This window comes from Prevotella herbatica (genome assembly GCF_017347605.1).
In the GTDB taxonomy this organism is placed as follows: Bacteria; Bacteroidota; Bacteroidia; order Bacteroidales; family Bacteroidaceae; genus Prevotella; species Prevotella herbatica.
The window spans coordinates 2,679,739-2,693,118 of sequence record NZ_AP024484.1 but is presented as its reverse complement, the minus strand read 5'-3'; the positions used below and the strand labels follow the sequence as shown (position 1 = coordinate 2,693,118).

The following is a 13,380-nucleotide window of genomic DNA, read 5'->3' as shown; positions in this document are numbered from 1 at the left end:
AATAGATAAAGCAGTAGTAACTTTACTATAGTAATGAGTCAACGCAACGTTACTTTGTTTCCTTGCAATTTTCATTCATTATGAATAAAATAAATTAAGTCACAAAATTGTTAATAAATACTAATCTAAAGAAGTTTTCTAATACGCTATTCTTTTATTTACAATTTAATTCATACCTTTGCACCCGCAATTAAGCAACAAGGTGCCATAGCTCAGTTGGTAGAGCAAAGGACTGAAAATCCTTGTGTCCCCGGTTCGATTCCTGGTGGTACCACAAAAAGCTCGATACAATCTTTTGTATCGAGCTTTTTTGTGGTCTGTTTGTTATTATCTCTTAAAAGATAATATCCTACCGTATAATAACATTTGTTTTATACTATATTTGCATTATCATTTTTACAATAAACAAACTTAATAATAAAACAAATGAAAAAATACATCTTATTCAGTCTTTCTCTAATCATCAGTATGACTGCTTTTGCAGGAAACAACTATGCTAAATACTATCAAGGATTGCCAAAGCCTATGCCTGAGGTTGTTGCCCCTACTATTCCCGATAACAATGTTTCAATTACAGAATGTGGAGGCATTGGTGACGGAATAACAATGAATACGATTGCATTTCAAAAAGCAATAAGTAAGTTAAGCAAACTTGGAGGAGGACATCTTAATGTTCCAGCAGGAATATATCTCACAGGATTGATTTCTCTTAAAGATAATATAGATCTTCACATAGAGTGCAATGCGATGATACTGCTTTCACCAGACAAGAAAGATCATTTCAAGACTGAAGACGGAACGACTGACAACAAACCTACTCCTGGTATCAACGCAAGCAATCGCAAGAACATATCAATAACAGGTGAAGGCACTATAGACGGTAACGGTAAATGGTGGAGAGCCGTGAAACGTTCAAAGGTTAGTGATGCTGAATGGAATCAATTTAAGCTGATGGGTGGAACTGTTTCTGCTAATGGAGAACTATGGTATCCATATAACTTAAAAAACTTCGACAACATTGCTAACTCTGCCGAAGCACAAGAGAACATGCGCACTCACCTTATAAGACTTACAGCATGCGAAAATGTACTTATTCAGGGCGTGACGATACAGAACTCACCTAAGTTCCACATTGTCCCTCAAAGATGCAACAACGTGATTATAGACGGAGTAACTGTACGCTGTCCCTGGAATGCACAGAATGGGGACGGAATAGACGTTGGCAACTGCAGCAACGTGCTTATCATAAATAGCACCATTGATGCTGGCGATGACGGTATATGTATGAAAGGTGGTGCAGGAAAGGCTGGACTGGAAAACGGTCCATGCGAGAACATTAATATACAGGATAACAAGGTGTATCATGCCCATGGAGGATTTGTAATAGGTAGTGAATTTTCTGGTGGAATGATGAATATCTTTGTGAACAACAATACTTTCAGCGGAACTGATACAGGACTTCGCTTCAAGAGTGCCATAGGACGTGGAGGAATCACCGAAAGCATTTATATCAGCAACATCTATATGAGCGATATAAAAGACGACGCAATAGTTTTTGAGACAACCTATTTTGATAATCACGTAGGAAGCAAAAAGAAGGGTATGGCAGCAGCTATGGATTTTGTACCAAACTTTAAAGACATTCACATATCAAATGTTATATGCCGTGACGCAAGAAACGGAATAACAGCTCATGGTGAGAAGGGAATGATTCACGACATCACTATCGCCAATTCTACTATCTTCTACACGAACAAGGCAACAGATATTGACGCTGATTGTGATATCAAGCTTGACAACGTTAAACTTGTCACATATCCTACACGTTAATTCTTATTTTTCTTCACGAGTATTTCGCAAAGACGTTTTTGCAACACTCGTGCATCAAGCACAGACATTTCGCTGTCTACAATAGAGAAAGCCAGCAAGTGTCCATTTCCACCCGTGCAATATCCTGCAAGCGAACTGATGCCATAAGGATGTGAAAGGGTTCCTGTCTTGCCATGTACAAGTCCACGCAACTTGGGGCTATTCATCTCACCGCGCAATGTGCCGTCGACTCCTGATATAGAAAGTTCACGCATCAACACTTTATGAATAGGTTTGTGGATATATCCATAGCGCAATACAGCAACGAGCACAGCCGGAGAAAGGTGATTGTGAATACACAATCCGCATCCGTCGTGAACAACAATCGTCTTATTGGTCTGTTTAAGTTCTTGTTTCAAAAACTTTTTAAGATAGTCTACACCTACAACAGTAGGAACACCCTTTGGATTGATGTGGTGACCGATAGTATATAATAATGATGTAGCCTGAGTATTTGAGCTGTTCTTCCACATACGTCTGATTACTGGTTCAACAGGACGGCGGAAACGGAAAAGGCACTTTGAGCCTTTCGGAACTCTAGCAAGGACAACCTGACTGTCTGCCAAATGGATGCCTTGCTTCAGCAAGGCTGCCTTCAATGCCTTCATCACTCTTGGAGAACCTTTATAGAACAAGCCATATTTAGAGAACGACAAATCCCAAGGATACCAATGCTGCTCGCTCGTTACAGGATCTTTTAAGACAAGGTCGACAACAAGTTTGCCGTCAACTTTCTTAATACCCTGCTTTGCCAACTGCTTTGTAAACATCGCCAAATCAGGTTCATTAAGTTGTGGATCAAGTCCACACTTAAAAGCAATATCGCCATGAAGCGTACCATTATCTATTTTTCCTCTGGTATAAAGAGATGTGGCATACATATAATGAGTACCCAACAAATGAAGTCCAGCCACACCACTAAGCAATTTAAGGCATGACGCAACAGGCAAAGTCTTGTTTTCATCATATCCATAGACAGGCTTATCTGCTGTGAGGTCATAAACAGAGAAAGCAAAGTTACCCTTTGTTCTTGGTTTTGAAGCAAATTCATTCAATTTACTACGCAAATCCTTGTCTACTGGTATATCCTTTCCCTGAACAGTATTTTCCTTTACCTTTTTATGATCACCACCCTTGCATCCTGCAAAAAGAGCCACAGCAAGAGCCAAAACTATATACTTATTGAACTTATTTATCGGTTTCATTTTCCTTATCATTTATGACATGCAAAGTTAAACAAATCTTTTTAAACGGGCATTTACAACGCATGTAAAATTAGGACAAAATTGTAAAAAAATAGTTACCAAACCAATGTAGCATTACCTGACTTAACAACAAAGTGAATGTCAAGTCCGGCAAATATCATACCGTAAACCTTATCGTTATCATCCTGATATTGTGGACGAGGATCTTCACTTATCACCTCTGTAAGTTCGGCAATTAACTCTTCATTCATTCCTGCCTGAACAAGTTTAGCTTTATCTTCATCAGTGATAACAACATCCAGTTTAGTCCATTTATTACGATCTACAAAACCACATCTTGCACCTTCGTGAGAATCTACATAAGTTACATAAGGTTTTATATCATAAATCGGAGTGCCGTCCATCAGGTCTGCACCAAGAACATTTATGATCGGTCCGTCTTTGGCATCGTAATCAATAAAATCTATCTTTACAGAAGACATTCCCAGTCTGTTTGGTCTGAAAGGACTGCGACTAGCAAACACGCCCACCTTTTCGTTACCGCCCAATCGTGGCGGTCTCACCATAAGACTTGCCCCTGCATGGCTATTGGCAGAAAACTCCCATATAAGCCAGAGGTAATCAAAGTCTTCCATTCCCCTTATGGCATCAGCGCTTCTGTATTTTGGTTCAAAAACTATGCTGGCTTTAAGGCTGCCGACGACACCGCTTTGTCTGGGAATACCAAACTTAGAATTAAACGGTGAATGAATATATGCAATAGGTTCAATGATCATACTCTATAGAATATAGCTGTTATGAATATTATAGCAAAAATTGAAAGTCCAACCCATACTGGCACATAAGTGTATTTTAGGTTTTGTTTATATTTCTTTCCGCTGAGTCGCTGAAATACGTAATATACAACAGAAGAACCAAGCAGTCCGAACAGTGTACCGACTATGATGTCGCCAAAATAATGTACACCCAGATACATTCTGCTATAACATACTATCGCAGCCCACACGAAAAGAAATCCTGTCAACCAATGACGTCTTAGAAGATAAGCCATGAAAAACACAAGTCCCCAAGTGTTACTGGCGTGCGACGAAGGGAAACCATAGCTTCCTCCACGGTGTCCGTCTACGATATGCACCATACCGGAAATAGGATTCTGCAAGTTACTTGGTCGTAGCCTTGCTATCCATGGGCGAATAACCTGTGAACTGAAACTATCTGTGAAAAGGACGATCACTCCAACAGAAACTAATATCCCCAGAACAACTTTTGGTGAATAGTTGCGCAACAACACATACAACAAAGACAAATACATCGGTACCCAAATAAATCTGTCGCTGACCAACCACATAAACGTGTCCCAATATGAATTGTGGCAACCATTTACAGTAAGGAAGGCTGAAGTGTCAGCAGACTTCACTTCCTGCATAATATCTAATAATAAAGCTATCATCTTTTTGAAATATCGTCATATAGTTTTTGCAGATATGCTTTTCCACTATTTAGTAGAAGGCTTTTTCGCTTTCCTTCATTAAGCATTATCTTGTTTGATGTGTTATCATATATAATGCGGTTGTCAGCTGTTGCCATTCCCCATGCGTCAGGAACAGTGAAGAATGCAAAGTGTGGCGCTTTGGCATCAAGCATATCCTTACTGAACTTTATATCAGAATGATCTAGCTTCAACTGTCCTAGCAACGTAGCTGCAATATCCTGCTGCGAACCATATACATTTATCTTTTGTGGTGAGTCTATCGCTCCACCAAGCCAAATCATAGGAATCTGGTATCGTTTAATCACAAAATTACTGATGCCCTCAGGATAACATCCCAAATGATCAGGAACAAGGATAACCAATGACTTCTTCCAACGTCCGCTTTTCTTTAGGAATGAAATAAAATTGCCAACACTATGATCGGCATAAGCAAAAGCATTCAGCACTTTGTTGCCCAACTTATGATAAGGCACGTCAAAAGGCTCATGCGAACTACTTGTCTGCAACACCCTCATCATTGGTTGCTTAGTCTGCTTCTCTGCCTTTAAGTCTTTTTCCAGTCTGTTAAATACAAGATGATCAGGCACACCCCATTTACCAAGTCGTTCGTTAATAGGGAAATCAACGTCAGCAACGATGTCGGCAAATCCCATACTAGTAAGGTAGGAGCGCATATTTGTGAAGTCGGCATCACCACCATAGTAATATTTCAGACCATATCCAGCCTTACTCAACTTTTTTGATATAGAAGGCAGATTATTTGTCTTCTTTGGATATTTCATCAAACTCATTGTTGGCTGTGCAGGATATCCGCTTAAAATAGCCAACGTGCCACGATCAGTTCTAAAACTATTGGCATAGAAGTTAGTGAAATAGATACCTTCATTCTTTAGTTTGTTTATATTCGGCAGTGCATTGGTTTTCATCACGGCTTCAGAGAAGCTCTCCATGATTACAATATACACATCTGGTCGGTCATTATTAATCACGGCTTTTGTGGAATCGCTCTTTGTATAAATCATTTTGGCAAAGAGCTTATCAGCCTTCTTACCGTCCATGAATCTATATTGTTCAGCGAAATCTTCCTGATGACTCAAACTCTCCATGATACTAAAGAATGGATTTACAGCTGCATGATTCAGTTTCATATCAGTACTGAAATACACTTCTCCGGTATTCATAGCCGAAACCGTGATACCACCACGAATAGGCAGAAACAAAAGTCCTACCAAGACAGTCATCAACACCGTACTCTTCACCCTATATGCTCCACTTCCGAGTGGCTTTTTATCCCTTTCAAGGAAAGTCCAGCGCAAAGCATAGAATATGCCAACAGCTATTGCCAATGCCAATAACACACCTAAGATAACAGTAACCATACTTACGCTAGCTACTGCGTCAGAAGGTGACGAGAAGAAATAAAACAGCGGTGTAGAATCTAATGGGAATCCCCAGTATTCATACAAGGCTATGTTCAGGCAAAACGTAAGGGAAATAAAAAATGCGACGATTCCCATATATACGTGTCCTATCCATTTCAGAGCATTACTCCTTGTCCAGATAGCTGCTATAAGCAACAATCCCGGAAATGCGCTAAGATATCCCGACATAGATAAATCGAGTGGTAACCCATGAAACATGACTCTAAACCATTCAATAACACCAACGTCAGAGAAACGCTTATAATAAGCCAACATAAAAAGTGGTTTCTGGATAAGGAACAATCCTACCAGAACCATATATAACTTGATAAATTTCAGTATTTTAATTTTCATTTATGCGTTCAAAATGCCGTATTATATGTCTATCCTGCATTTAGTGGCAAAGGTACACAAATATAACTTTCAAATACAGAAACAGCACTGTGCTTTTGCACAGATTAACATTTGTACGAAACTATAAACAAAACTGTCGTTTTTTATAACATGAAGGTGACAAACAGAGTTAGAATTCATCCTTAGAATCTAACTAAGCCGGCACATCCTGCTCCATTGCCATCATAATATGGCATAGCAACAAATTGCATACTACGTTTCTTTTTCTGGCAATCTGCATTCTTGAATATTTTAGGATAAAGCCAATACGAGAATTTAGTACTCAATATACCGATACCTGCACCAGCCAAAATATCATTCAACCAATGTCTGTTGTTATACATTCTAAAGAATCCAGTTCCTGCAGCCACTGCATAACCAGCTACGCCAATCCATGGTGATACATTCTTATATTCCTGATACAGAAATTCTGCACCCATAAAAGCCATAGCCGTATGACCTGAAGGAAAAGAATTATTTGTTGTTCCATCAGGACGCATCTCTTTGATTGTATGTTTCATTGTATTTGCTACAAGCCCCATTGTAATAGTTGACATAGCTAATATCATTGTTCTATCTTTAAAGTCATGAACACCTTTTATTCCAAAAAGATTCAATCCATAAACAGACAATGCCGGCACATATTGTGAATAGTCATCAATACTAAATTTAGAATCAATGCCCTCACGGAGTTCTTCATTTATTTCATGAGTTTGATGATTCAACCAATCACTTCCAATGCTCAGAATTCCTACACCTAGACAAACCGTAGGAGCTATAAATTGCTTTAGTTTCAGATTATGAGTATTATCCAATGTGTCAATTTTAACACTACTATATTTCAAACTATCATCTTGAGCTATTGCCTTGCATGTCACAAGGCAACTCATCAATACCATAAATACTATTTTCATACACTTTAATTAGGATTTGGCGGCAAAATTACTATTTTTTTTTGTAGAAACTATTAATTTTCATAATAAATGAGTTAAATGCCACGACTTTGTAACATTAAGTATTGAAATTATTGTTTCCACAAACTCTAATAATCGTTTTGCTTTCATTATGATTTATTGTCTATATTATGGCACAAATGCAGCTTACTCCTTCATAAAAAGTTGTATTGGTAATATTAAAATTTTCGAAAACATACTATCATAAATAATTAAGTACTATCTTTGCAACATCATATCTTATAAATATTTGATCCCTGATATGTAAGGATAAAAAGAAATAAAACAATGTGGAAATATTATGCTTTATTGTCAGCATGCTTTGCTGCACTGACAGCAATTTTCGCTAAAGTAGGAGTCAAAGACATCAACTCTGATTTAGCAACCGCTATCCGAACCACGATAATATTGATTATCACGTGGGGAATTGTCCTTATTGGTAATCATCTTGGTGAGGTTAAACAGATAACAAGTCATACTTGGATATTCCTTGTTCTGTCTGGAGCTGCTACAGGACTTTCATGGCTCTTTTACTTCAAGGCTTTGCAAAGCGGAAATGTATCTCAAGTTGCTCCTATTGACAAGCTCAGTGTTGTAATAACTATTATTCTGTCATTCATTCTGTTAAAAGAACCCGTTACATTAAAAGTTGTTTTGGGTGCAGTGTTTATCACCGCTGGCAGCTTAATCATGCTATTATAAATCATATTTTGTTCCTTCATTGCTCTGCACCACAATCAATATATGGCACAGAACAATGAAGGAAGTAAACTATATATCATTCAACAACACCTGTCACAAACATATCGGGCAATAGCTTTGAGGCAGGTTGCTTAATAATCTTTGCATGAACGGTAACTGATTTAGAACCATCATCAAATGTTGAGTTGATGTCGTAAATGCGTGCACGAAACTTTACCATCGGGTTATTGGTTAGCGATACGTTCACAACTTGACCTATACGTACTTTTGGTAAATCTTTCTCAAAAGCCTTCATATCGCAATGCAGATTTACATTGTTTACGACGGTCATCAACGATGTTGTCATATCCACATAACTACCCATACTGATATTAATCTTTCCCACAATACCGCTGATTGGCGAACGAACAGGGATCAATGTTGTAATACGACCTAACGATACCGAAGATGGGTTCACGCCCAACTGTTTGAGTTGTCTGCCTATACCTAGCACACTGGCATTGGCTATCGCATAAGAAGCCTCAGCCTGCTGAAGAGTTTTCTGAACACCAGCTCCCTGACTTGTAAGAGTCTGCTGACGATTTAACTCTAGTCGTGCAGCTGATCGCTCACTCACAGAGGCGATATACTGCCTTTGAAGAGCCACAATCTCTGTGTTCTCTATATAAGCCACAACCTGTCCACGACCTACACGATAACCTTCACGCGTAAGAATCCTACGCACTACTCCACCAGCAATAGGCGAAATATCAGCACGATTCTGAGGATCCAATCCCAATTTACCAGTCATCCTCACAATATTATTTGTCTTACTTAGATCTGGTGCTGGGTCAGCATCTGCAGATTCTTCATCATCAGCCTCTTCTTTATCTGAAGCCTCAGTCTTACTCTTGTCATTCATGTTATCTTTCTTACCACTTCCACATGATGCCAGTGCAGCTACTACAAAAAGCATCACGATATATTTACTTACTTTCTTCATTGTTTATCTCCTTTCAGATAATTTAATTCCACAATCGTTTTGTTATATCTGCACACTGCATCAGCATAGTCTTTCCACACATCTACAGCGCTCTGCATATTCTGCATCAGTTCTATATAACCTATTGAACCATTCTCATAACTTATTTTTGATATACGTTCCATCTCACGCGCTTGTGGCACTCCTTTCGTTTGATAATACTCCAGTGAGTTGAGCGCACTTAGATAGTCGTTATATGCCACTTCATAAGCTTTGCGCAGCATATACTCCTGATTTCTGACATTCAGTCTTGCTATATCTACATTCTTGCGTGCAGCATTCATTTTGGCCTTCTGTGCTCCAAATGCCAATGGTATATTCACCCCGACAGAAAATCCCATGAAGTCTCCTTTTGAGTATGGACGTCGCTCTATATTATAAGGATTGAATCCCTTGATAACAGCCTGAATGCTGGCACCCAATGATAACGTGGGCAGATAACCTCTCTTTTCAAGTTTCAACTGGCGGTTTGCCACGTCAACATCTGCTTTTGCAAGCATCAGAAGAGGTGAGTCTATAGATGGATTACTCTGAAAAATTGCTTTGTCATCAATAGAATCAACAGGCACGATTAACGTATCCGTATTCAACCATTTCATCATCACGAGTTGCGCTGTGCGGAAGTCTCTCTCTGCGTTCATATTCTTTATCTCGTTTTCACGCTTCAGTCGCTCAGCGTTCATCTTCTCCAATCTTCCTGTTTCACCAGCTTTGAACTTAGCCACAGCCACACGGTTAAAGTCATTGTAAATACTGTTCTGACGTGAATAGATAGTAAGTACGTCATGAGCATATAGCAAATCATAGAAGGCTTTGCTAACCTCACGTTTCAACTCACTTTCGTTCACCGCCAGTCTGCTTCTTTCTACATCGGTCTGCGCTTTGAGCAATGACTTTCGTGCAGTGTAAACACTTGGAAGAGCAAAACTCTGACTCACTGTGATAGCATTATCAGGACTACCTCCACTCGTCGGATCCTGTGACAAACTCACTGCTGTAGGGTCTAAATTAAAAGCAGTACCTTGCAGGGCGCGAGTTCTCTCAACAGCTATTCGTGAACTTTGCAATGAGAGATTGCGCTCCGTAGCCAGTTTCAGTATTTCATTCAGAGTCATTCTGCGCTCCTGCGCTATCATACTTTGCACTATCGCCATCATGGCGAGTGCAATGATTATAATTCTTTTCATATCTATTTTTTCTTCCTTGAATACAGTTTATATATTGCCGGCAAAACTACTAGCGTGAGTATCGTGGCTATGATTAATCCTCCTATCACTACTGTTGCTAACGGACGCTGAACTTCGGCACCGTCACCCGTAGATATTGCCATTGGCAGAAAACCGAGTGATGCCACAAGAGCCGTCATCAACACAGGACGAAGACGAAGCATACATCCGTTTAGTATTCTTCGGTTGATGTCGGTTATTCCCTGACGTTCAAACTCGTTAAACTGATTTATCAGTACGATACCATTTAGCACCACGACACCAAAGAGAGCAATAAATCCTACACCTGCCGATATACTGAAAGGCATCCCTCTAGCCCAAAGGGCAATTATACCACCAATAGCTGCAAGCGGAATTTCGGTAAATACAATCAGCACCTCACGCATACTTCGAAGAGTGATGAATAGCAGAAAGAGAATGATGACTAACGCCACAGGAACTGCAACAGATAGTTTAGCCTTTGCTTCCTTCAGATTTTCAAACTGACCACCATAGGTATAATGATACCCCGTAGGCAACTTCAGTTCTGTATCCAGTTTATGTTCAATATCACTGATTGTACTTTCTACATCTCGCCCACGGACATTAAAACCTACGTAAATACGTCGTTGCCCCTCGTCGTGCGTAATCTGCGACGGAACATTCACATATTTTATTTCAGCTACCTGCGATAAAGGAACTGTACTTCCGTCGGGAACAGTGAGCAGAAGATTCTGTAATGTCTCCACATTATCACGTATATCCTTATTCAGTCGCAAAACAATGTCGAATCGTTTGTCTTCTTCAAAAACAGATCCTGCTGTTGCACCCGCAAAAGCTGATTGCAGTGTGTTGTTAGCATCATCTATTGAAATACCATAGGCTGAAAGACGTGCACGATCATAAATCACCTGTAATTGCGGTAATCCTGAAACTCGTTCTACAACTGGTGTGCCCACACCATCAACATTTGCAATCTCATTTGCCACATGCTTTGCTATACTCGCCAGTGAATCTATGTTATTACCATATATATTAATCGCCACATCTTGTTTCACGCCCGTTATCAGTTCATTGGTGCGCATCTGTATCGGTTGCGACATCTCCACGTTCAGTCCATCAACCTTATTCATGGCTTCTTCCATTTTATCAGATAAATCAGCCTGAGTCTTTGCGGTTGTCCACTCATCCTTTGACTTTAGTGAAATCATCATGTCTGCACGCTCCATAGGCATTGGGTCTGTAGGTATTTCCGAACTACCTATACGTGTCACCACCTGTTTTACTTCAGGAAACTTCTTCTTTAATATCTTTTCTGCGGCAGTAGTAGACTCTATCATTTTAGTGAGTGATGTACCTTGTTTCATACTCAATTCGGCACATAGATCGCCTTCCTCAAGATTAGGAATAAACTCACCGCCCATTCTGCTAAATAAAAGCAATGCCAAAGCCAACAATGCTACACCTGAAACGATGATAGCCTTACAGTGTTTCAGACTCTTATCTACAATGGGATAATAGAATCGCTGAATGGTATGCATCATGCGATCAGAGAAATTCTCCTTGTGGCTGACTTTCTTTGACAAGAAAAGTGAACTGGCTACTGGAACATAGGTAAGCGACAGGATGAATGCACCAAGCACAGCGAAGAATACCGTCATTGCCATTGGGCGAAACATCTTTCCCTCTATGCCTACCAATGTAAACAGCGGAATATAAACCGTCATGATGATAATTTCTCCGAAAGCAGCACTACTCATCATCTTGCCTGCACTATGTGTAACAACCTTATCCATGTCAGCTTGCGAGAGTCGCTTTCTACCGAATTTCACACCATGCGTGGCAACATATCCGCTCACACATTCCACGATGATTACGGCTCCGTCAACAATAATACCAAAATCCAGTGCACCTAGACTCATCAGGTTTCCACCAACACCAAACGTCTTCATCATGCCAAAGGCAAAAAGCATTGACAGCGGAATGACAGATGCTACCACCAGTCCAGCACGAGCATTACCAAGAAACAGCACGAGCATGAACATTACGATTAGTAGTCCTTCTACCAAATTGCGTGATATTGTTGCCGTTACTCTATCAACCAACTGAGTGCGGTCTATAAACGGCTCTATCACAAGTCCCTTAGGTAGACTCTTCTGAATCTGATTCATACGAGTCTTCACATTTTTCATCACCTCCTGAAAGTTCTCGCCTTTCAACATGAGTGTGATACCACTTACAACTTCGCCCTCGCCATTTCTCGTTACTGCGCCATATCTCATAGCTGTACCAAAACGAACATCAGCTACATCTGATACAAGAACAGGAATACTGTTGACGGTCTTCACTGGTATTTGCCTGATGTCATCCAGTGTGCGAGTCAATCCTATTCCTCGTATAAAATATTGATTGTTTCCTTGCTCTATATAACTTCCACCCGTGTTTTTATTGTTCTTTTCGATGGCATTGTAAAGGTCGCTCACGGTAAGACCAAATGAAGCCAGGCGATCACTGTTTATTGCCACTTCATACTGCTTCACATATCCACCCCATCCATTTACCTCAGCAACACCTTCAGTACCAGCAAACTGCTTGCGCACAATCCAGTCTTGCACGGTTCGTATATCCGTCAAGGTGAACTTATTTTCATACCCTTTCTTTGGATGAATTGTGTATTGGTAAATCTCTCCAAGTCCTGTACTGATTGGTGCAAGACTTACTTTACCTGCACCCGAAGGAATCTGTTCCTCAGCCTCCTTCATCTGCTGACTTACTTGCTGGCGTGCCCAGTATATATCAACATTATCACGAAACACCAATGTAACTACACTCAGTCCACTTCTGCTGATACTTCTGCGTTCAATGATATCAGGAATATTAGCAAATGACATTTCGAGTGGTGTTGTTACATATTGCTCAACCTCCTGTGCTCCAAGTGTTGGAGCTTGTGTAATTACCTGCACCTGATTATTTGTAATATCCGGTGTAGAATCAAACGGTAATTGGCTCAAAGACACTCCACCCCATACAATGAGGGCTAACGTCATGATGCCAATAACCAATTTATTCTTTATTGAATAATCGATTATTTTCTGAAACATTTAATAAAATTTTATGTA

Annotated in this window: 10 protein-coding genes and 1 tRNA gene; 3 read left to right on the top strand and 8 right to left on the bottom strand. The window is 39.9% G+C overall.

All coding sequences use genetic code 11. From position 1 onward, the window contains the following. Window positions 1-201: 201 nt before the first annotated feature. Window positions 202-274 (top strand) — tRNA-Phe (locus tag prwr041_RS10040). 152 nt (window positions 275-426) lie between these two features. Next, window positions 427-1,830, top strand: coding sequence for a glycoside hydrolase family 28 protein (locus prwr041_RS10035; protein ID WP_207153655.1), 1,404 nt, complete (start codon window positions 427-429; stop codon window positions 1,828-1,830). Here the strand turns inward: prwr041_RS10035 and prwr041_RS10030 are convergent. The 5 genes from prwr041_RS10030 to prwr041_RS10010 form a co-directional block, all read right to left on the bottom strand. Then, window positions 1,827-3,074 (bottom strand): D-alanyl-D-alanine carboxypeptidase/D-alanyl-D-alanine-endopeptidase, encoded by a 1,248-nt coding sequence (locus prwr041_RS10030; protein WP_207153654.1) that lies wholly within the window; start codon window positions 3,072-3,074, stop codon window positions 1,827-1,829. The genes prwr041_RS10035 and prwr041_RS10030 overlap by 4 nt on opposite strands. A gap of 95 nt (window positions 3,075-3,169) precedes the next feature. Then, on the bottom strand, window positions 3,170-3,850 hold the full coding sequence (tsaA, locus tag prwr041_RS10025; RefSeq protein WP_207153653.1) for a tRNA (N6-threonylcarbamoyladenosine(37)-N6)-methyltransferase TrmO: 681 nt from the start codon (window positions 3,848-3,850) through the stop codon (window positions 3,170-3,172). Beyond that, window positions 3,847-4,524: a phosphatase PAP2 family protein gene (locus tag prwr041_RS10020; RefSeq protein WP_207153652.1), complete on the bottom strand. Its 678-nt coding sequence runs from the start codon at window positions 4,522-4,524 to the stop codon at window positions 3,847-3,849. The genes tsaA and prwr041_RS10020 overlap by 4 nt, the downstream gene beginning before the upstream one ends. Then, window positions 4,521-6,341: an LTA synthase family protein gene (locus tag prwr041_RS10015; protein ID WP_207153651.1), complete on the bottom strand. Its 1,821-nt coding sequence runs from the start codon at window positions 6,339-6,341 to the stop codon at window positions 4,521-4,523. Before prwr041_RS10015 ends, prwr041_RS10020 begins: the two co-directional genes overlap by 4 nt. Before the next feature lie 182 nt (window positions 6,342-6,523). Beyond that, on the bottom strand, window positions 6,524-7,294 hold the full coding sequence (locus prwr041_RS10010) for a phosphatase PAP2 family protein (protein WP_207153650.1): 771 nt from the start codon (window positions 7,292-7,294) through the stop codon (window positions 6,524-6,526). Between the two features lie 327 nt (window positions 7,295-7,621). Here prwr041_RS10010 and prwr041_RS10005 point away from each other — a divergent pair, with 327 nt between their 5' ends. Further along, window positions 7,622-8,035, top strand: coding sequence for an EamA family transporter (locus prwr041_RS10005; RefSeq protein ID WP_207153649.1), 414 nt, complete (start codon window positions 7,622-7,624; stop codon window positions 8,033-8,035). A 76-nt stretch (window positions 8,036-8,111) separates the two neighbouring features. Here prwr041_RS10005 and prwr041_RS10000 read toward each other — a convergent pair whose 3' ends face one another. The 3 genes from prwr041_RS10000 to prwr041_RS09990 are packed head-to-tail and all read right to left on the bottom strand — an operon-like array spanning window position 8,112 to window position 13,362. Continuing rightward, window positions 8,112-9,017 carry an efflux RND transporter periplasmic adaptor subunit gene (locus prwr041_RS10000; RefSeq protein ID WP_207153648.1) on the bottom strand — a complete coding sequence of 302 codons (906 nt, stop codon included), beginning with the start codon at window positions 9,015-9,017 and terminating at the stop codon, window positions 8,112-8,114. Continuing rightward, a complete protein-coding gene (locus prwr041_RS09995) occupies window positions 9,014-10,243 on the bottom strand; it encodes a TolC family protein (RefSeq protein ID WP_207153647.1) in 1,230 nt (409 codons plus the stop codon). The genes prwr041_RS10000 and prwr041_RS09995 overlap by 4 nt, the downstream gene beginning before the upstream one ends. A 2-nt stretch (window positions 10,244-10,245) precedes the next feature. Further along, complete coding sequence (locus prwr041_RS09990; protein WP_207153646.1) at window positions 10,246-13,362, bottom strand: efflux RND transporter permease subunit; 3,117 nt, start codon at window positions 13,360-13,362, stop codon at window positions 10,246-10,248. Window positions 13,363-13,380: the final 18 nt, after the last annotated feature.

Coding starts and splice junctions, on each gene's coding strand:
- prwr041_RS10035 (WP_207153655.1), top strand. CDS start 427: ATGAAAAAATACATCTTATTCAGTCTTTCTCTAATCATCAGTATGACT.
- prwr041_RS10030 (WP_207153654.1), bottom strand. CDS start 3,074: ATGAAACCGATAAATAAGTTCAATAAGTATATAGTTTTGGCTCTTGCT.
- tsaA (WP_207153653.1), bottom strand. CDS start 3,850: ATGATCATTGAACCTATTGCATATATTCATTCACCGTTTAATTCTAAG.
- prwr041_RS10020 (WP_207153652.1), bottom strand. CDS start 4,524: ATGATAGCTTTATTATTAGATATTATGCAGGAAGTGAAGTCTGCTGAC.
- prwr041_RS10015 (WP_207153651.1), bottom strand. CDS start 6,341: ATGAAAATTAAAATACTGAAATTTATCAAGTTATATATGGTTCTGGTA.
- prwr041_RS10010 (WP_207153650.1), bottom strand. CDS start 7,294: ATGAAAATAGTATTTATGGTATTGATGAGTTGCCTTGTGACATGCAAG.
- prwr041_RS10005 (WP_207153649.1), top strand. CDS start 7,622: ATGTGGAAATATTATGCTTTATTGTCAGCATGCTTTGCTGCACTGACA.
- prwr041_RS10000 (WP_207153648.1), bottom strand. CDS start 9,017: ATGAAGAAAGTAAGTAAATATATCGTGATGCTTTTTGTAGTAGCTGCA.
- prwr041_RS09995 (WP_207153647.1), bottom strand. CDS start 10,243: ATGAAAAGAATTATAATCATTGCACTCGCCATGATGGCGATAGTGCAA.
- prwr041_RS09990 (WP_207153646.1), bottom strand. CDS start 13,362: ATGTTTCAGAAAATAATCGATTATTCAATAAAGAATAAATTGGTTATT.